Genomic DNA, 19324 nt, shown 5'->3' on the forward strand with positions numbered 1-19324 from the left:
TTCCTGGAGTCAGTCGGTGTCTTCGTGGATCTCGTCGTGCAGCCGGGCCGTGGGACGCCTCCGCCCGCCGGCGGGATCGTCCAGTGCCGAGCCGAAGGCCCGGTCCCAGTCGATGTCCACGCCCCTGAGGCCCGTCGCGCCGCCGCCCGCCCGCGTCAACGGCTCGAAGACCTCGATCACTCTACGGGCCATCCGGGAGCGCCCCTCCTGGACCGCCTCCATGACGGAGGCCGCCAGTTGAGGACCCGTCATGTTGAGGTACTTGTTGTCCGGGAACTTCAGCGCCGTCAGCTCACCCTGCGGCCCCACGGTGGCCTCGACCGCGCGGTCCCGTGAACGGACGGTGGCCGAGGCCTGGCCGAGTTCGCCCTCGGCCCGCGCCACGGCCTCCTGCACCGCCGTCAGTTCGGCCATGGCCTGGGCCAGCTTCGCTTCCATCGACTCGCTCAACGGACACCCCTCCGACTGCTCCTGTGGATACGTGCGCGCCGGGGGGCCGCCCCCGTACCGGTCATCGTCCGATCACCGCGGGCGCGCCGCCCTCGTCCGTGCCCCATACGTCCTCGTCCTCCGGCACCCACGAGTCACGGGCACGCTCACCGCTCTCCGTCTGGGTCCGGCCGGTGTCGCCGCCTGCTCCGGCGCCACCGCCCATCGGCGCGAGGAAGGGGGTGCGGCCCGCGGTGGGGCCGCCCGCCGCCACCCGCACCTCGTCGTCCGCGTACCGGCCGCCGCCGGGAACGCCGGGGCGGGGACGGCGGTTGTTGACCACTTCGCCGTCGATCACGTTACGGACGCGCTCGCCGGAGTCCGACTGGCCGCCGCCCTTGCCGCCCATGCCACCCATGCCGCCGCCCATGCCGCCACCCATGCCGCCACCGCCGCCTGTCGGCGAGCCGGCCGCACCCGTGCCGCCGGCCGCCGCACCCGCGCCGCCCATGCCGTCGGCGGTGGGACCCGGGAACGGGCCGCTGTTCAGGAACGGGCGGTTGTGGCTCGGTGCGGCCGCCGCGTCGGCGCCCCCGCTGCCGCCCAGGGGCGATTCGTAGGGGTTCTCGTCGAACAGCTCCTCCTCGTAGGAGTGGGAGTCGTACGAGGGGGCCGTGAAGTCGAGCGAGCCGTTGTTGAGGTGGCCGGAGCCGAAGGACGAGGTGGCGTCGTCGAGGTATCCGGAGGTCGTCGAGCCGTCCGGATGGGTCACCGTGGTGGTGCCGGTGTCCGGGTTGATCGTCTGGGTGGAGCCGTCCGGGTAGTCCGTGACCACGTTGCCGCCCGCGTCCAGGTGCGTGGTGCTGCCGCCGGGGTTGGTCAGCAGGTCACCGGTGTTGAGCGGTCCCGAGCTGGTCGAACCGTCGGGGCCCGTCAAGGTCGAGGAGTGGGTGACCGGGTCGATCGTGGTGGTGGAGCCGTCCGGGAACTCGGTGACCACCCGGCCGCTGGAGTCGATGTGCGACTCGCCGCCGCCGGGGATGTCCAGCGCGCCGTCGTTGACGGGGCCGGAGATGTGGGTGGGCGAAAGATCGGGCAGATCGCCGCCGTTCAGGGCTTCCCGGCGGGTGCTGTCGTACTTGGCCTCCGCCTCGGCCTGCTTCTTCTCCTGCTCCTGCCGGACCTCGTCCTGCTTGGCCTCGGCCTCCTTCTGCCGCTGCTCCTGCTCGGACCGGTACTGGTCCTCCTTGGCCTCCTGCTCCTTGCGGATCTGGTCCTGCTTGGCCTCCTGCTCCTCCTGCTTGGCCTCCTGCTCGGCCTGGGCCTCGGCCTGCTTCTGCTCGGCCTCCTTCTCCTTCGCCTCCTGCTTGGCCTCCTGCTCCGCCTGCTTCTTCTCCTGCTCCTCCTGCTGCTGCTCCTGGCGCTCCTCCTGCTCGGTGCGGATGCGGTCCTGCTTCTTCTCCGCCTCGGCCTGCTTCTGCTCGGCCTCCTTCTCCTTCGCCTCCTGCTTGGCCTCCTGCTCGGCCTGCTTCGCCTCCTGCTTGGCCTCCGCCTCGGCCGCCTTCTTCTCCTGCTCCTTCTCCTTCGCCTCCTGCTCCGCCTTGGCCTGGGCCTCCTTGGCGTCCTGCTCCTTCTTCGCCTTCTCCTGCTCGTCCTTGGCCTGCTTCATCTGGAGAATCTGCATGTTCTCCGAACGAGCCTGGGCCGCAGCCTGCTTGGCCTCCTGCTCCTTGCGGATCTCCTCCTGCTTCTTCTCCTGCTCGGCCTGCTTGGCCTCCTGCTCCTTCTCCTTCGCCTCCTGCTTGGCCTCCTGTTCCTGTTCCTTCGCCTCCTGCTTGGCCTCCTGTTCCTTCTCCTTGGCCTCCTGCTTGGCCTCCTGCTCGGCCTGCTTCTGCTCGGCCTCCTTCTCCTTGGCGTCCTGCTCCGCCTTGGCCGCCTTCTCCTTCGCCTCCTGCTCGGCCTTGGCCTTGGCCTCCTTCTCCTCGGCCTCCTTCTCCTTGCGCTCCTGCTCCTCCTTGGCCGCCTTCTCCTTGGCCTCCTGCTCGGCCTTGGCCTTGGCTTCCTTGGCCTCCTGCTCCGCCTTGTCCTTCAGCCGCTGCGCCTCGGCCTTTTCGGCCTGGTCCTTCTGCCACTGGATGAACGCCGCCTGCTTGGCCGCGGCGTCGGCGGCGGCGGCCTTGGCATCGGCCTCGTCCTTCGCCGCCTTCTCCTCGGCCACATCGGCCTTGTCGTCCTTGTAGTCCGACTCAAGGGTGCCGCTGGTGCCCCGGGACTTCACTTCCCCCAGGTCGAACTTGCTGTTGCTCCAGCTGTTGCGCACCTTCTCCATGGCGGCGATCGCGGCCTTGTCGAGCTGGTCGATGACCGTCTGCTGCCACATCTCGACAGCCTTGTTCCCGATGTTCAGCCAGGTCCCGAGCTCCTTGAGCTCGCCGAACTTCTGCGGCTGGACGACCATTTCCCCGTCGTAGGACGAGATCTTCTCGATGGCGGCCTCGTTGTCGAAGTTCGCCTCCGCGATGTAGTTCGTGTAGTAGGACTCCCCGGCGGGCTCGATCTCGTAGGTGATCTTCGTGATGTTGTTGTGCCACACGTGGTCCATCACCGCGGTCAGCAGTGTGTTCAACAGGATCAGCGGGTTCCCGTACCGCCATTCCCATTTGATCCACGCGTTGTGCAGATCTGCCACGGCGTCCGCGAAGTCCTTCTTCGCCGCCCTGATCTCATTGCCCTGCTTCGAATATCCGGTACCCGAGGTCATGTCCTCGGCGTAGTCCGAGTACTGCTTGTTCACCTTGTGGACCAGGTCCCAGAAGACACCTGCGGCCTTGCCGCGCCAGGCGTCGTTCTTCTCCGTGCCGACCCTGCTCTGCCACTCCTCGACCAGCTTCTGCTGACTGGCGAAGAACTGGGCGACCCGGTCGAAGGAGCCGGCCACCACGTCGAAGTTGCCGAGGGTGACGGAGTCGCCGTCGTCCACGGGCTTGCCGCCCCAGCTGAAGCCGTAGGTGCCGTACTGCTCGTTGTTGCGCAGCTCCTCCAGCGCCAGTCCGGTGCCGAAGGCGTACTGGGTGAGCGGCGTGGTGTCCCAGGTGGGCTTGCCGTCCATCCCCAGGTGGCCGTCGATGTGGCTGGAGAACTGCCCGCCCTCGTAGTACCCCTGGCTCGGGCTCTTTCCGCCGCCCGTGTTGCCGAGCATCGAGATCCGCGCCTTGTGCATCGTCACATCGGATCCCTCACCACCCGAGGAGTGGTAGAAGGGAATGACGAAGTCGGTGTTCTCGATCTTGTAACCGGCGTTGTCCGTGAGCCAGTTCATGTCCTCGGTGTCGACGTAGTCGACATAGCCGACGTCGGATATCTCCACCTTCATCATCGGAATGCCCTCGTTGCCGACCAGGGTGTCGAAGAGGTCGCTCCTGGCCGGCGCCTTGTATCCCGTGAAGAAGTGCGCCGCCTCCGCCCACTTGTCGTTGGCACTGGTGAGCTTGTTGGTGATCTTGCTGGAATCGAGTGCCATGCCAGGATGCCTTTTCGGTCAGGGCGGATGATGAGGAGAACGGGCCGGGCGATTCCGCCCTGCGGGGCTGTCCTTGGGGCAGCACGCCGGAATGGCCCCGGGCATCACGCGGTCATGACGCCCTCACGGGGAATCCGCGGCGGGCACGTGCGGGCTCAGTCGTCGTCATCGCCGTCCCCGCCGCCGCCCTTCGAGTCGCCGGTGCCTTCGGAGAGAATGTCGTCCACGCCCTCGAAGAAGTTGACGAACTTCTTCCCGTCGATCTTCTCCAGGTTGTCGCCCTGGGCCTTGAACATCTCCTCGATGGAGTCCTCAAGGTTGTCCTCGATCTCCTCGAAGAGCTCGACCTGGAACTTGAGGATCTCGTCGATCTGATCCACCATCGCGTTCAGGGACTTGACCAGGTAGCCGCCGTTGGTCCGGCCGTCCTTGTCACCCGCCATCACACCGATCGCCAGCGGCACCTTCTGCCCGTCGTAGAAGCCGTGCGCCTTCTTCGAGCCGTCGTCCCCGCCCTGGAGGTTGGGAATCCCCGGTACCAGCACCCCGTCCGGGGCGTTCCCGTCCTCCCTGATCTTCTTGATCTTGGCGAGGAACGGAACGACGTCCTTGTCGAGAAAGCTCTGCATCCAGGCCTTGTTGAGATTGACTGGGGGTTTGTCAGCCATTCCGCACTACTCCTGTTTCCATAGGGTTCCGCCGGTTTCAGGGCGGTCCGCGGCTGTGCGTGAGGCGGCGGGACACCGCTCCCACGGAAGCGGGCGGCCGCTCGCGTGACGCGCACGCGAGCGGCCGCCCGAGGAGACCAAGGGGCGTGTCGCCCGCGGTCAGCTGCCGATGCGCACGCTCTCCCACAGCGAGGTCAGGGACTTCTCGCTGTACTGGTAGGAGTCGGAGACGTCGTTCAGCAGGGCCGAGTTCTCGGCGAGGATGCGCTTCATCTCCTGGACCGCGTGGTTCCAGGACGCCTGCTTCTCGCCGTACACCGCCTTGTCGTCACCTTCCCAGGTGCGCTGGAGCTCCTGGAGCTCCGCCTCCAGGTTGGTGAGGATGCTGTCGATCGCCTTGGTCTGGTGGACCATGTCGTCGGCGGCGTTCTGCATGTGGGAGTAGTCGACGTAGATCTGGCCGTCGGTGAAGTCAAGCGGGGGGGTCATGGTCGTCCTCGTCTCGCGGCGGTTGCTTCGGGATGGGGGTCGTGCCGAGCCCGGGTGCCGGTCACAACGCCCGGTGCGGGAGCGGTCGTCAGCGGCCTGCCGTGGAGCCCGCCAGGGCGTTGAAGATCTCCTCGGCGCGGCCCTGCGCCTGCTGGATGGACTCGTTCGCCGTGGACTGCTGGATGCCCTGCGCGCGCATCGTCTCCTCCAGCGTCCCGATCATGTCGCGGAGGTTCTTGGAGATGATCTCCGCCTGCGAGTCCCACCGGTCGAGGAGGTTCTGGAACGCGCCGCCGTCGCTTCCCGCGTACCCGGAGGACAGGTTGTGCTTCATGTTCTCCACGTCCTGCCGGCTGTTCTGGACGCCGCTGAAGGCCATTTCCAGAGCCGTGACACCGTTCTGTGTCGCTGACGCCAGTGACTGCTGTCCGCCTGTACCTGCCATATGCCTGTGCCTCCTGGAGTGTCGCGCCGCCGACGCTCGGATCCGGGCGGCGCGATGCGTGTACGGACGCGGCCGGAAGACCGGCGTCCGGACGGGGTGGACAAAGGGAGCCTAGGGAAAGCTCAGTTGACACCTCAATGGCCTGAGTCACCCTTTCCGCTCCAATCCGGTGTTCAGGCCGATTCACGACGGAGATTCGGCCTCGTCCTCGGCTGCGCCCTGTACGTAGGCGTAGTTGTGCTTTCACTTACCAGGACGCCCGTTCCGCACGTCCCGTTTCGCGGTTCCGGTGACTTTCTCTCCCGTCACACGGTGTTCATCTGACCCGCCACCACGATGTGCCCCTCGCGCGTCATGGTGCGGTGCGCCGTGCGACGTTCCTGTTTCCGGGTGCTCACTTCCGCTCGCAGCGGGGCGTCGTGTTCGCGCTCCGGCCCATGGCGGCGGCCTCCTTCGTCAGGTCCGGGCCCGTCGGCAGCATCGCCAGCAGCGGTGCGGGCAGCCCGCGCGCCTGGTCCTGGGAGTAGCCGAGCGAGCTGAGCGCGTCCGCCGTCCCCACCCGGTACTTCATCCCGGTGTCGGTCACCAGGTAGACCGTGGTGCCGAGCGGGCTCCCGCTCGCCCCGAGCGCGCGCACCAGGGACCCGGCACCCGGCTGCACGGCGATCGTGCCGACCGGCATGCACGCCGGGGTGAGCCCCTCGGGCGGCGCCTGCGAGGCCGGGCCCAGTCCGCCCGTCGCGGTCAGGGCCACGCTGATCCGCGGACCGCTCCCGCCGGGCTCGACCCGCACGCAGACGGTGCGGCCCTCGCCGAGGGTCACCGCCTCCGGCGGCGCCGGGGGCAGGTCCGGGTCCTGCGCGCTCTCGCCCGCGCCCGGGGCCAGCCGGCCGCTCAGCACGTCCGCGCCCAGGGCGGTCACCTTCGCCGCGCCGCCCCCGTAGACCTTCTGCCGGGTCTCCGGGTCGCCGAGCACGAGCGCCGCGCCGGTCGCGGTGAGGGGGCTCAGGCCCTCCTTGCGGAGCAGGTAGTAGCGCTCGGCGGAGCCCGGCACGGTGACCCGGAACACCTCGCCGACGCGGGTCTTCCGGCCGCCCAGCGAGGGCCCGTCCTGCCCCTTGCCGGGTACCTCGGGCGCGCTCAGGTCGGGTCCTGACGGCAGGGCGTTCAGGAAGGGCGCCGAGACGGGGATCCTCGGGGTGGTTCCGTAACCGAGGGCCTCGCGGGCGCGGCCGTCCCGGTCGAGCCGGAGCTTGCTGCCCCGCCACACCAGATAGCCGGTCTTGTCCGGGCCCGTCACCAGCATCGCCTGGTCGGTGGGCAGCCCCGCGGCGTCGGCCTGCACGCCCACCGCGACGGTGGTGGCCGTCGAGGCCGTCGCACCGCCCGAGCAGACCTGCCACGGACCGGTGTCCAGGTCCGTGGCGGCCGGCAGCGCGTCCGGCGCACCGCTGATTCCGATCGGCGCCCCGTGCGGCGTACCGCTCAGGGAGCCGCTGCCGACGGACGTCGCCTTCATGTCCGCACCCCCGAGCAGCCGCGCGGAGGCGTAGTTGCGCACCGGGCGCAGCCGGCCGTCCAGGTACAGGTAGCGGGAGCCGGTGTCCTTGTTCACCACGAGGGTCCCGGCCGTGCGCCAGGAGTCCGTGCCGGCGGGCTTGAGCAGTCCCAGGACGAACGACCCGGCCGACAGCAGGACGGCGATCACGATGCCGATCACCACGCCCCGGTTGGTACGGCCCTGCGGGCTCTCCGGGGCGTCCGGATCAGCGCGCAGCATGCCCGAGGTCAGCCGGCCCATGACGAACATGTGTGCCTGGACCTGGTCGCGTTTGGACTGCATCGCAGCGTGTCTCCCTTCCGGTCAGCCGTTGATGGACCGCAGGGCGCTGTACACGCCGAGCACCCAGAGCGCGAGCGGCAGCATGCTGATCGCGAGCGCCGAGTGCAGCAGCTCCCCCGCACGGCCCCAGTACGGCACGAGCCGGCGCCCCGGGACGGTCCAGGCGGTGATCGCGACCGCCGCCGTGACGGCGAGCAGCCCCGCGGCCGTCACCAGCCGGTTGGCGGGCGAGGCGGCCGGGGCGGCGAGCAGCACCAGCAGGATCAGCCCGGTCACTCCCGGGACCACCAGCGACATGCGCTGCCAGATGTTGCCCAGCCCCCGGGCGTGCAGGATGAGCAGCAGGGAGAGCGCCACCGTCATGATGACCTCGGCGAGTTCGGCCTCCCGGCCCAGTACGACGACGCAGCCGAAGGCGACGACGCCCACCGCCCCGTACAGCGAGGTCATCCAGCCGTCGGCGAGGACGGCACGGGCCGAGACCACCGAGGTGGTGTGCGGCTCGATGCCCTCCTGCAGCTGCTGGGCGTTGGTCGGCAGCGGCGGCATCCGCATCCCGGACATCCGGAACGCCAGCGAGGGCACGAACGCGCCGAGGATCACCGCCAGGACGGCGACGATGCCGGCCGCGTGCACGGGCGCCAGGTCCGTCACGATGAGCAGGACGGCGACGAGGGACGCGAACACCGAGACGACCGCGACGCCCAGGAAGAGCGCGGCGAACGCGGCCACCACGGCCAGGGCGAGCACCGCCCCGCCCGCCGCGGCGGCGCCCGCGGCGAGCAGCCGCGCGCCCAGCGTCTCGTACGCGTGCGGTCCGCCGAGCTCGCCGCCCGGCAGCAGCCAGCCGGCCAGCGCCAGGTACGGCGCCACCATGAAGCCCAGCGCGGCTCCGGCGCCGGCGTCCCCGACCGCCCGGCTCGCCGCGCCGGCGCCCGCGAGCAGCAGCAGGCCCGCCGCGGTGGCGAACACGGCCCGGGGCAGCGCGGAGCCGCCGGGCCACGCGATCACCACCATGCCGCCGACGAGCACCACGACCGCGATGCCGAGCAGCACCCAGCGGCTGACCTTGGGGGTCCAGCCGTAGGGGTGGTCCCGCATCGTCGTCGAGATGCCGTCGACCAGGTCGTCCAGGTGCACTTCGGGCAGGGCGTCGGTGCGCGGTCTGAGGTAGAGGGTGTCGCCGTCGCGCAGACCGTAGGAGTCGAGGGTGCGTTCCTCGTCCAGTGGTTCGCCGCCCAGCCGCTGGAGAACCCAGCCGCCGTGGTCGATGCCGGCCTCTTCGAGGTCGTCGCCGGCGTATCCGAGCACCGCCGGCAGCAGGTCCGACACGGGGACGTCGGCGGGTACGGCGAGATCGATGCTCCTGGCCGGGGCTCGTACCGTCAGACGGCACAGCCCGGCCACCTGGGTGTCAGTCATCGGGATGGCTCACGCTTCTCCGGTTTACTGCTGAGAACGGGCGGGGGGAACGCGGACTGACGGACCGCCGGTATTCACTCGTGCCGGACGCGTCCCGAAGCCCCGGGAAAGGGCCGGTTATTGGCGGTCGCCGTAATGATCGTAGTATCAGCCGCCTGTTGCGGGCGATGGAGCCCGCCGCACCGGACGGGCCGCCGCGGTCGGCGCACCATGCGTCCGACGCGGAATTCGGAGTGGCGACGTGGCGCGGAGACCGGATGGCAACTTCGCCGCCCGATAAGGAAATCACCGTGGTACGGATGGTGCGGTGGCCCGCGGCACGACGTGGCACCGGCCGCCCGGCCGGCGCCCCTGTGACGCGGCAGGGCCGTGATCCGGCGCGGACGGCCTGCGGCGAGACTGTGACAGAGTGCCGCCGCGGGACGACGGTCCGGCCCCTCGGGTGCCGGTCGTGCCCGGCCCGGCACCGACGACGACGGACGGCACCGGGTCCGCGCCGCCGGCTCGCCATCCCTGCCCCGTAAGGAGAAGGTTCCTTGAGTGTGGTCCTGTTCCGCCGACCGGCCCGACGCCGGGGCCCGGAGATGCCCGGCGGGGAGCTGAATCTCCAGGAACCGCCGGTCCTCCCCGAGACGGTGCCCGACACCTCCGCCGTGTGGACGTACCTCCCCATGGCGATGATGTCGGCCTCCATGATGTTCATGTTCATGCGGCCCGGTATGACGCGGGGCAGCGGCGGGTTCATCTACATCGCCCTGGGCATGATGGTGCTCGGCGCCGCCGCGATGTTCATCGGCCAGTTCATGCGCAAGGCCGCCGAACGCAAGCAGAAGCTGAAGGGCGAGCGCCGGGACTACCTGCGCTACCTCACCCAGATCCGGCGCAAGGTGCGCGGCGCCGTCGTGGACCAGCAGCGGGCCCTGGCCTGGCGCCACCCCGAGCCCGCCGCCCTGTGGTCGATGGTCGGCACCACCCGGCTGTGGGAACGCCGCCCGCGCGACGAGGACTTCGGGGAGGTCCGGGTGGCGGTCGGCGAGCAGAAGCTCGGTCTGAAGCTGACCCCGAACTCCACCAACCCGGTCGAGGACCTGGAACCACTCAGCGCGCACGCCCTGCGCAGCTTCATCCGCGCCTACTCGACGGTCCCCGAGCAGCCCATCGCGATCTACCTGCGGGCCTGGGCCCGGGTGCTGTTCCGGGGCGACGAGGAGCGGACCCGGTCCGTGGCCCGTGCCCTGATCGCCCAGCTGGCCACCTTCCACTCGCCGGACGACGTGTGGATCGTGCTGTGCGTCGCAGACGAGCGGCGCCCGGACTGGGAGTGGACGAAGTGGCTCCCGCACAGCCTCCACCCGCACGACACGGACGGCGCGGGCCCGACCCGGATGACCGTCTCCGCCCTGGGCGAGCTGGAGGACCTGCTCGGACCGGAGTTCATGGAGCGGCCGCAGTTCGACCCGGACGCCGTACCCGGGCGCGAGGAGCCGTTCACCGTGATCGTGGTGGACGGCGGCACCGTGCCGGCCGGTCACCGCGCGGACGGCGCCGGCTTCCGCAACACCGTCGTCCTGGACCTGAGCGGTGCGCTCACCTGGCGGCCCGGCCGCAGCACGCTGCGCTTCACCGTCGCGGAGGACGACCTGGGGCTGGTGCGCACCGACCGCGAGCGCAAGGAGCAGACCACCACGCTCGGCAGCCCCGACAGCCTCGGGCCGGTGGGCGCCGCGTCGCTCGCCCGGCGGCTCGCCCCGTACCGGATGGGCCTGGGCACGGCCTCGGACTCGTCCGAACCGCTGTCCGCCAACGTCGAACTGACCACGCTGCTGAACATCCCCGACCTGCACCGCCACGAGCCGGACACCCTGTGGCAGCAGCACACCGGTCCCAACCGGCTGAAGGTGCCGATCGCGGTCGGCGCGGACGGCGAGCCGGTGGAGCTGGACATCAAGGAGTCCGCCCAGGGCGGCACCGGACCGCACGGCATGCTGATCGGCGCCACCGGCTCCGGCAAGAGCGAGCTGCTGCGCACCCTCGTCCTCTCGCTCGCCCTCACGAACTCCTCGGAGACGCTCAACTTCGTCCTCGTGGACTTCAAGGGCGGTGCCACCTTCCTGGGCCTGGACGAACTCCCGCACACCTCGGCCGTCATCACCAACCTCGCCGGTGAGGCCGCGCTCGTCTCCCGGATGCAGGACGCCCTGCACGGCGAGCTGATGCGCCGCCAGGAACTGCTGCGCTCGGCGGGCAACTACAGCTCGGCGCTGGACTACGAGAAGGCCCGCGCCTCGGGTGTGCCGCTGGAACCGCTGCCCAGCCTGTTCGTCGTCGTCGACGAGTTCAGCGAGCTGCTGGCCGCACACCGGGAGTTCATGGAGCTGTTCGTGATGATCGGCCGCCTCGGCCGGTCCCTCGGGGTGCACCTGCTGCTCGCCTCCCAGCGCCTGGACGAGGGCCGGATGCACCAGCTGGAGAGCCATCTGTCCTACCGGATCGGCCTGCGCACGTTCTCCGCCATGGAGAGCCGCGGCGTCCTCGGTGTGCCGGACGCCTACCAGCTTCCGCCGCAGCCCGGCAGCGGCTACCTGAAGTCGGGGGTGGAGGCGTTGACCCGCTTCCGCGCCGCGTACGTCTCGGGCTCCTACCAGCAGCGGCGGGGCAGCGCCAACCAGGCGCGGGTGGCCAGCCAGACCGTCCAGTGGACCAGCGCCTACGTCGTGCCGCGCCAGCTGCCGGACACCCCGGAGCCGGAGCCGGCCCCCGATCAGGAGGAGACCACCGACACCCTGCTGTCCGTCGCCGTGGAGCGGCTGCTGACCGCCGGGCCGCCGGCCCACCAGGTGTGGCTGCCGCCGCTGGATCTGCCCGCCACGCTGGACCAGGTGCTGCCGCCGCTCACCCCGGACCCCGAACTCGGGCTCACGTGCGCCGGATCGCAGCACCGCGGCCGGCTCACCATCCCCATCGGCATCATCGACCGCCCCTTCGACCAGCTCCGCGACCTGCTGACCCTCGACCTCTCGGGCTCGGGCGGGCACATCGCCATCGCGGGCGGCCCGCAGAGCGGCAAGAGCACGATGGTGCGCACGATCATGGCCTCGCTGGCGCTCACCCACACCCCCCGCGAGGTGCAGTTCTACTGCCTCGACTTCGGCGGTGGCGCACTCGCCGGGCTGGCCGGACTGCCGCACGTCAGCGGGGTCGCCGCACGCCTGGACACCGAGCGGGTCGGCCGTACGATCGCCGAGGTCACCACGCTGCTGGCGGAGCGCGAGCGGTTCTTCCTGGACAACGGCATCGACTCCATGGCGAACTTCCGGCGCCGCCGGGCCGCCGGGGAGTTCCCCGGGCACCGGCACGGCGACGTGTTCCTCGTGATCGACGGCTGGTCGACCGTGCGGCAGGACTTCGACCGCCACATCCAGACGTTCGGCGCCATCGCCGCCCGGGGCCTCAACTACGGCATCCATCTGATCGTCACCACCGCCCGCTGGGTGGAGCTGACCTCGTCCATCCGGGACCAGGCCGCCACGCACCTGGAGCTGCGGATGGGTGACCCGATGGACTCCGAGATCGACATGCGGCGCGCCTCGACCGTTCCCCGGCTGCCGGGCCGCGGCCTGACGCGGGACACCAAGCTGCACTACCTCACCGCGCTGCCGAGGATCGACGGCGCGGAGTCGGCGGACGACCTGTCCGACGGAGTGGCGGGTCTGGTGGCGGCCGTCCGCGAGAGCTGGCCGGGCCCGCCGGCCCCGCCGGTGCGGATGCTGCCGGCCAAGCTTCCGCTGTCCGAACTCCCGGCGCCCAAGGGCGACTTCAAGATGCCCATCGGGCTGGAGGAGGAGCGGCTGTCCACGGTGTGGCACGACTTCTCCGAGACGCCGCACATGATCGTGGTCGGCGACACCGAGAGCGGCAAGACCAACATGCTGCGGCTGACGGCCAAGGCCATCATGGACCGGTACAGCCCGGCAGAGGCACGGATCATGATCGTGGACTACCGCCGCGAGCTGGTGGAGGCGATCCCGGACGAGTACCGCCTCGGCCACGCGGTGTCGATGGACGCCCTGAAGGAGCTGATCGCGGGCGCCGCCCGCGCGGTCGCGGCCCGCGTACCGGGTCCGGAGATCAAACCGGCCCGGATGCGCACCTGCGACTGGTGGGACGGCCCCAGGCTGTTCATCCTCGTGGACGACTACGACATGCTGGGCACCAGCGCGATGAACGCCCCCTTCGACCCGCTGCTGAACCACCTCGCCCTCGGCTACGAGGTCGGCCTGCACCTGGTCGTCGCCCGCTCCGCCGCCGGCGCGGGCCGGGGCCTGAACGAACAGATGCTGCGCCGTATGCAGGAGGTCAACACCCCGACGCTGCTGCTGTCGTGCCCCCCGTCGGAGGGCTTCATCATGGGCAGCGTCAAGGGCCGCAACCTGCCGCCGGGCCGGGGTACGCGGGTAACGCGCCGCAAGCAGATCCAGGTGCAGACGGCGGTGCTGGAGGACGACACCGCCTCGTAGCGGCACGGCGACGGCGGGGGCCGGCCGGGGCGGCCGGGGCGGCCGGCCCCCGCCCCGCTGCCCCGCGCTCGCCAGTGTGCCGCCCCGCGGCACGGCTCCCCGGCCGGCCTCCGCCGTCAGCTGCCCGGCCGCGCCGCCGTCAGCTGCCCGCCGGGCGCCAGTTCCGGGCCCGGCCGCGCGGGATGACCACCGCACCGGCCGCCACCAGCAGCACCAGTCCGCCGCCCACACCCGCCACCACCAGGGCCCGCGTGCGGGGCTCTGTCGGAGGCGGGGGCGGGAGCACCGCCCTGGGCTGCTTGGGCGTCGCACCCCTGGCGTCCGTCCGTACGGCCGTCAGCGCGGCGTACGGGTCGAGCCGGGGCGGCGACGCCGGGTAGGCCGCCTCCGTCAGCCGGCGGGAGACCTGGGCGGCCGTCAGCTGCGGGTACCGGGCGCGTACCTGTGCCGCCGCGCCCGCGACGTGCGCGGCGGCGAACGAGGCGCCCGAGCCGATGAAATGGCCCGAGCCCTTCGGCCCGATGCTCACCACCACATCGCCGGGCGCCGCCAGGTCCACCCCGCTCACCACCGGCGCGTTGGCGGGCCGCCCGCCATCCGGGCCGTAATCCGTCACGGACAGCGCCCCCGGCGCCGCCGCGGGCCAGTACCAGGGCCTCGGCTCCGTGTTCCTCGGCAGCGCGTCCGGCGCCGCCGGGGCCACCACCAGCGCGTCCTTGCCGCTCGCGTACGCGACGGCGTCCGTCAGCTGCGACTTGCCGCCGTCCAGGGCCACGGCCACGTAGATCACGGAGACGTCCTCGTCCGCGGCCCGGCGTATCGCCTCTGCGACCTGGGCGGCCGTGGTTCCGCCGCGCTCGTCCGTGCCCCGAACGGCCAGGATCCGGGCCCTCGGCGCCAGCCCCGCCGGGCCGCCGCCCCCGCCGGGCTCCGCCGCGATCAGGCCGGCCGCGAAGGTGCCGTGCCCGACGCAGTCCTCGCCGGCCGCCCCGAGCGCGGTCACCCGCCCCGACAGCGCCGGCGCCCCCTTGGCGACACCCGTGTCCACGACCGCGACCGTCGTCCCCGCGCCCTGCGAGAGCGGCCGGGCACGGGACGCGCCCAGGGCCCCCAGCGTCCAGGGCTCGGCCTCGGCCTTCCTGCCGGAGGCCGGGGCGCAGGTGTCGTCCTCCGCCAGGACGGACCGCACGACGGGCAGCCCCACCGAATCGGCCGCGGCGGGGACGGCCGGCACGGCGCCGACCACGCCCAGCGCGACCGGGGCCACGGCCATCAGCAGAGTGGCGGCCACGGCCGGGACGCGGGGGTGACGGCGGGGACGAACTCGGGCACGGGGCATGGCGCGCATGATAGGCGCCGGACGCCGGGTCGCGCGGAGCGGGACGTGGCGCACGGCCGGCCACCGGGAGCACGGGCGAGTCCCGGTACCGGCGGATCCGGCCCGAACCACGCTGTCCCTCCTGGAACATCGCGCCACCGTTCCCGTAGCCTTCACCGCGTGCGCACAGCCGTACGTATCCGGACGCGAACCAGTCCCCGGCCGGTCCCCTGGGTGGGAGAGGCACGCGGCGGCGGCACCACAGCGAGGAGGACCCAGCGTGTCACGGCAGTTGCTCAGGGTCGGGTCGGAACAGCCGGACGGCTTCCGGACGATCGGTGATGCCCTGGACAAGGCGCGCACGGGTGCGGTGATCCGGGTCCACCCCGGCCGCTATCCGGAGAACCTCGTGGTCAGGACCCGGGTCACCATCGTCGCCGACGGCGATCCGGGCAGCGTCGAGATCTGCCCGCGCCGGGGCACCGCCGTGGTCCTCGTCGCCGACGCCGTCATGCTCACCGACCTGACCCTGCGCGGCGGGAGCGAGGACCTGCCGGTGGTCGACGTGCCGCGCGGCCAGGTCGCGATGGACGGCTGCACGGTCATCGGCTCCGGCTGGACGGCCGTCCTGGCCCGCGAGGAGGGCTCGCTCGCCATGCGCGACTGCCGGGTCAGCAACCCGAAGGGCGCCGGAGTCGTGGACTCCGCGCCCACGGGCAGCGTCATCGCCGGCTGCCTCATCGAGAACCTCGGCACCTCCGGCGTCGTGATCGGCGCCGATGCGCGAACGACCGTACGGGACTGCCGGATCCGCGACGCCCGCGCCAACGGCGTACTGACCTCCGACGACGCGCAGGGCGTGGTGGAGGACTGCGACATCTCCGGCACGGACAAGCCGTCCATCGCCCTGGAGGGCAGCAGCGGCACCAGGGTCGCGCGGACCTCGGTGCACGACACCTCCGTCGGCGTCTACATCACCAGCTCCGCCCGCCCGTTCCTGGAACACGTCGCCGTGTCCGACACCTCGGGCCCCGGCATCATGCTGGCCGCGAGCGCCGACCCCGAGTTCCTCAACTGCCGTACCGCACGCACCAACGGCGGCGGTCTCGCCGTCACCGAACGTTCCCGGGGCACCTTCCGGGACTGCGAGTTCGACTCCGCCGCCGCGCCCGCGATCCGGGTGATCAACTCCAGCGCGCCGACCCTGACCGGCTGCGCGGTACGCGACTGCGCGGACCCGAACGGCGCCGTGCTGCTGGAGGAGGACTCGTCGGCGGAGTTCGAGGACCTGCTGGTCGCGGACGCGGCCGGGGCCGGCATCCGGATACTCACCGGCGCCAACCCGCTGCTCCGCCGCGCCCGGATCAGCTCGCCGGGCGGCAACGGCGTCGAGGTGGCCGAGGACGGGCGCGGCCGGCTGGAACACTGCGAGATCGACCGGGCGGGCGGCTCCGCCGTACGGATCGCCTCGGGCGGCAGCCCCGAGATCCGCGACACGGTCATGCGGGCGGCGACCGACACCACCGTGTCCGTCGGCGCGGCCGGGCTGGGCGCGCTGCGGGACTGCCGCATCGAGTCCGCCGCGGCCGGTGGCATCACGGTGGACGCCGACGGTGAACTCACCGTCGTACGCGCCCACATCACCGACTGCGGCGCCCACGGCGTCATGCTCTCCAACGGCTCCCGCGCCACCCTCACCTCCTCCCAGGTCATCGGCAGTGTCGGTGACGGCATCCGGATCGACAGCGCCGAATCCGTCACCGTCACCGGCTGCACCGTCCGCGACAACCGAGGCGCGGGTCTCAGGCAGACGAGGGTGAGCGAGCGGCTCACGGTGGAGGACCTCAACAGCGCCGGCAACGTGGCCCCGGACGCGTGGGGCGACACCCTCCCGCCGGACGCGGCGAGCGGCGGGCCCGGCGAGTCGGCCAAGAAGCCCAAGGGCCCGCTGGAGGAGCTGGAGTCGCTGGTCGGCCTCGCCGAGGTCAAGAGCCAGGTGCGCACGCTCGTCAACCTCACCCAGCTCAACGAGCGCCGCGCCCACCTGGGCATGCCGGTGCCGCAGATGAGCCGCCACCTGGTCTTCTCCGGACCGCCCGGCACCGGCAAGACCACGGTGGCCCGGCTGTACGGCGGCATCCTGGCGGATCTGGGCGTCCTGCGCTCCGGTCACCTGGTGGAGGTCTCCCGGGCCGATCTGGTCGCGCAGGTCATCGGCGGTACGGCCATCAAGACGACCGAGGCGTTCAACGAGGCCATCGGCGGGGTCCTGTTCATCGACGAGGCGTACACGCTCCTCTCCGACAGCAAGGGCTCCGGCGCCGACTTCGGCCGGGAGGCCGTCGACACACTGCTGAAACTCATGGAGGACCACCGCGACGAGGTGGCCGTCATCGCCGCCGGCTACACGAGCGAGATGGCCGCCTTCCTCTCCTCCAACCCGGGACTGGCCTCCCGCTTCACCCGCACCATCGAGTTCGCCAACTACGAGGTCGGCGAGCTGGTGACGATCACCGAGAACCTCTGCGCGGCCCACCACTACGCGCTGGACCCGCGGACCCTGGACACCCTCGCCTCGCACTACGAGCGGATGCCGCGCGACGCGTCGTTCGGCAACGGCCGCGCCGCGCGTCAGGTGTTCGAGGAGATGGTGGACCGGCAGGCGCTGCGGCTGAGCTCCATGAAGAACCCGGCGGAGAGCGACCTGACGCTCCTGCTGCCCGAGGACGTGGCGCCGGACGCCGGGACCCCGGCGGACACCGGGCCGGGCTCGGAGGAACTGCTCGAACAGCTCCACGCCATGATCGGCCTGACAGCGGTCAAGAACGAGGTGACCGCCCTGGTCAACCTGCTCAGCGCGACCCGACAGCGCCGGGCCGCCGGACTGCCCACGCCGAAGATCAGCCAGCACCTCATCTTCTCCGGCCCGCCCGGCACCGGCAAGACCACGGTCGCCCGGCTCTACGCCGACCTGCTGCGCTCCCTGGGCGTCCTGCCCAAGGGCCAGCTCATCGAGGTGGCCCGCGCCGACCTGGTGGGCCGCTACGTCGGCCACACCGCCCAGCTCACCAAGGAGGCGTTCGAGAGGGCGCTGGGCGGTGTGCTGTTCATCGACGAGGCGTACACGCTCACCCCGGAGGGCGCGACCTCCGACTTCGGCCGGGAGGCCGTCGACACGCTGCTGAAGCTGATGGAGGACCACCGCGACGAGGTCGTCGTCATCGCGGCCGGCTACACGCGGGAGATGCGCCGCTTCCTCGACTCCAACACGGGTCTGGCCTCGCGGTTCTCGCGGACGGTGGAGTTCGAGAACTACTCCACGGACGAACTGGTGGAGATCCTGTCCAAGCAGGCCGCCGGCTACGGCTACGACTGCGGCCCGGAGGCGCTCACCGCGCTGCGCGGCTACCTGGAAGGCCTGCCCCGCGACCAGGCCTTCGGCAACGCGCGGGCGGCCCGGCAGATCCTGGAGACGATGATGACCCGGCAGGCGGGCCGGATCGGCGCGATGGCCGCGCCCGGCCTGGACGACCTGCGCCTGCTGCTCCCGGAGGACCTGCCGCCCGAGACCGCCGGCACACTGCGCTGAGCGGGCGGGCGGTCCCGGGCGGAGAGCGGCAGCCCGGAGAGAGCCGGGCCGGAGAGAGTCAGCCCGGAGAGAGCCAGGCCGGGAAGAGTCAGGTCGGGGGGAACGGCATCGGGGGGACAAGCCGCTCCCCCCGATGGGAACGGGACCTGCCGGTCCTTGCCGCGATCGGGGGGTGCCGCGGCGAGGACCCCACAGTGAGGTCCGGTTCCTCGCCCCGCGGAGTTTCTGCCACCTCCGCCGGGCTCGTCATCCATCCTGCCCCGGGGCGGGAGCCGAGCGGGCGGGCGAAGGACCCCGGTCGCCGGGTCCTTGGTCCCTAAAGTCCGGATGAGTGATCGGAAACACCAGGCTGATACGGCCATTCGTGCGGATAGACTCGCCCGACCGCGCAGGGGATCGAAGGGGAGTCAGGGGCCGATGGTGCAAGCGAAGAAGATCGCTCTCTACTTGATAGTCGTCTTCGTGCTCTACACGATCATCACGTCCCCGGCCCGAGCCGCCGATCTCGTCCAAGTAGGCTTCGAGGGCGTTTCGAGTGCCGCGCAGAGCGTCGGTGACTTCATGTCCGAGCTCGTGAACTAGGAGTACCCCATGATCCGCCATCTGGTCCTGTTCAAGCTGAACGATGGCGTCGAGCGCGACGAACCACGGGTCGTCGCGGGGGCCAGGGCCTTCCAGGAACTGGCGGACAAGGTTCCCGGGCTGGAGTTCTGGGAGTGCGCCTGGAACATCACGGACCGGCCGATCGCGTACGACTTCGCCATCAACTCCGCCGTCGCCGACGAGGCCGCGCTGAAGAGCTACATCGAGCATCCGGCCCACCAGGCGGCCGCCGGTCAGTGGCGTGAATTCGCCAGCTGGGTGATCGCCGACTACCCGTTCTGACCCCTTCGGCCCTGCGAGCCCCTCACCACAGCGGTGAGGGGCTTTTCTTTGTGTTTAAACCGATTCGAAGCCAACACGGTCAACACGGCGCAATAGGGTGCTTGCACATAGTGGACATGTCTTGTGATGCTATGACCGCTTTTGACGGATGAGTTGACCGAAGTTGACCGCAAAGGGGTGGCGTCACCGTGCCGGCCAG

At 71.1% G+C, this 19324-nt stretch carries 12 protein-coding genes; 4 read left to right on the forward strand and 8 right to left on the reverse strand.

What is annotated here, in order from left to right; translation table 11 throughout:
* Positions 1–9: 9 nt before the first annotated feature.
* The 7 genes from ACIP89_RS07560 to eccD all read right to left on the reverse strand — a co-directional run bounded on the left by ACIP89_RS07560 (position 10) and on the right by eccD (position 8816).
* Positions 10–450 carry a YbaB/EbfC family nucleoid-associated protein gene (locus ACIP89_RS07560; protein WP_401925860.1) on the reverse strand — a complete coding sequence of 147 codons (441 nt, stop codon included), beginning with the start codon at positions 448–450 and terminating at the stop codon, positions 10–12.
* Positions 451–511: 61 nt separating this feature from the next.
* The gene (locus tag ACIP89_RS07565; RefSeq protein WP_402113673.1) at positions 512–3949 is read right to left on the reverse strand and encodes an AAWKG family protein; all 3438 of its coding nucleotides are present in this window, start codon (positions 3947–3949) and stop codon (positions 512–514) included.
* Positions 3950–4104: 155 nt separating this feature from the next.
* Positions 4105–4617 (reverse strand): type VII secretion system-associated protein, encoded by a 513-nt coding sequence (locus ACIP89_RS07570; RefSeq protein ID WP_371777202.1) that lies wholly within the window; start codon positions 4615–4617, stop codon positions 4105–4107.
* Between the two features lie 159 nt (positions 4618–4776).
* Positions 4777–5106, reverse strand: coding sequence for a WXG100 family type VII secretion target (locus tag ACIP89_RS07575; RefSeq protein ID WP_401925866.1), 330 nt, complete (start codon positions 5104–5106; stop codon positions 4777–4779).
* An 88-nt stretch (positions 5107–5194) separates the two neighbouring features.
* Positions 5195–5551, reverse strand: a complete 357-nt coding sequence (locus ACIP89_RS07580; RefSeq protein ID WP_401925868.1) for a hypothetical protein — start codon at positions 5549–5551, stop codon at positions 5195–5197.
* 394 nt (positions 5552–5945) lie between these two features.
* The gene (gene eccB / locus ACIP89_RS07585) at positions 5946–7394 is read right to left on the reverse strand and encodes a type VII secretion protein EccB (RefSeq protein WP_402113676.1); all 1449 of its coding nucleotides are present in this window, start codon (positions 7392–7394) and stop codon (positions 5946–5948) included.
* Between the two features lie 21 nt (positions 7395–7415).
* Positions 7416–8816 (reverse strand): type VII secretion integral membrane protein EccD, encoded by a 1401-nt coding sequence (gene eccD / locus ACIP89_RS07590; RefSeq protein WP_401925873.1) that lies wholly within the window; start codon positions 8814–8816, stop codon positions 7416–7418.
* Positions 8817–9358: 542 nt separating this feature from the next.
* Here eccD and eccCa point away from each other — a divergent pair.
* Positions 9359–13333, forward strand: coding sequence for a type VII secretion protein EccCa (gene eccCa, locus ACIP89_RS07595; protein ID WP_401926735.1), 3975 nt, complete (start codon positions 9359–9361; stop codon positions 13331–13333).
* Between the two features lie 139 nt (positions 13334–13472).
* Here eccCa and ACIP89_RS07600 read toward each other — a convergent pair whose 3' ends face one another.
* On the reverse strand, positions 13473–14624 hold the full coding sequence (locus ACIP89_RS07600) for a S8 family serine peptidase (protein WP_402113679.1): 1152 nt from the start codon (positions 14622–14624) through the stop codon (positions 13473–13475).
* Positions 14625–14931: 307 nt separating this feature from the next.
* Here ACIP89_RS07600 and ACIP89_RS07605 point away from each other — a divergent pair, with 307 nt between their 5' ends.
* From ACIP89_RS07605 to ACIP89_RS07615, 3 genes are all read left to right on the forward strand, one after another.
* Positions 14932–18240, forward strand: a complete 3309-nt coding sequence (locus tag ACIP89_RS07605; protein WP_401925877.1) for a right-handed parallel beta-helix repeat-containing protein — start codon at positions 14932–14934, stop codon at positions 18238–18240.
* 417 nt (positions 18241–18657) lie between these two features.
* Positions 18658–18822, forward strand: coding sequence for a hypothetical protein (locus tag ACIP89_RS07610; RefSeq protein WP_199884435.1), 165 nt, complete (start codon positions 18658–18660; stop codon positions 18820–18822).
* A gap of 9 nt (positions 18823–18831) precedes the next feature.
* The gene (locus tag ACIP89_RS07615) at positions 18832–19125 is read left to right on the forward strand and encodes a Dabb family protein (protein ID WP_401925880.1); all 294 of its coding nucleotides are present in this window, start codon (positions 18832–18834) and stop codon (positions 19123–19125) included.
* Positions 19126–19324 lie beyond the last annotated feature (199 nt).

The organism is Streptomyces sp. NPDC088730, from assembly GCF_044751215.1.
In the GTDB taxonomy this organism is placed as follows: Bacteria; Actinomycetota; Actinomycetes; order Streptomycetales; family Streptomycetaceae; genus Streptomyces.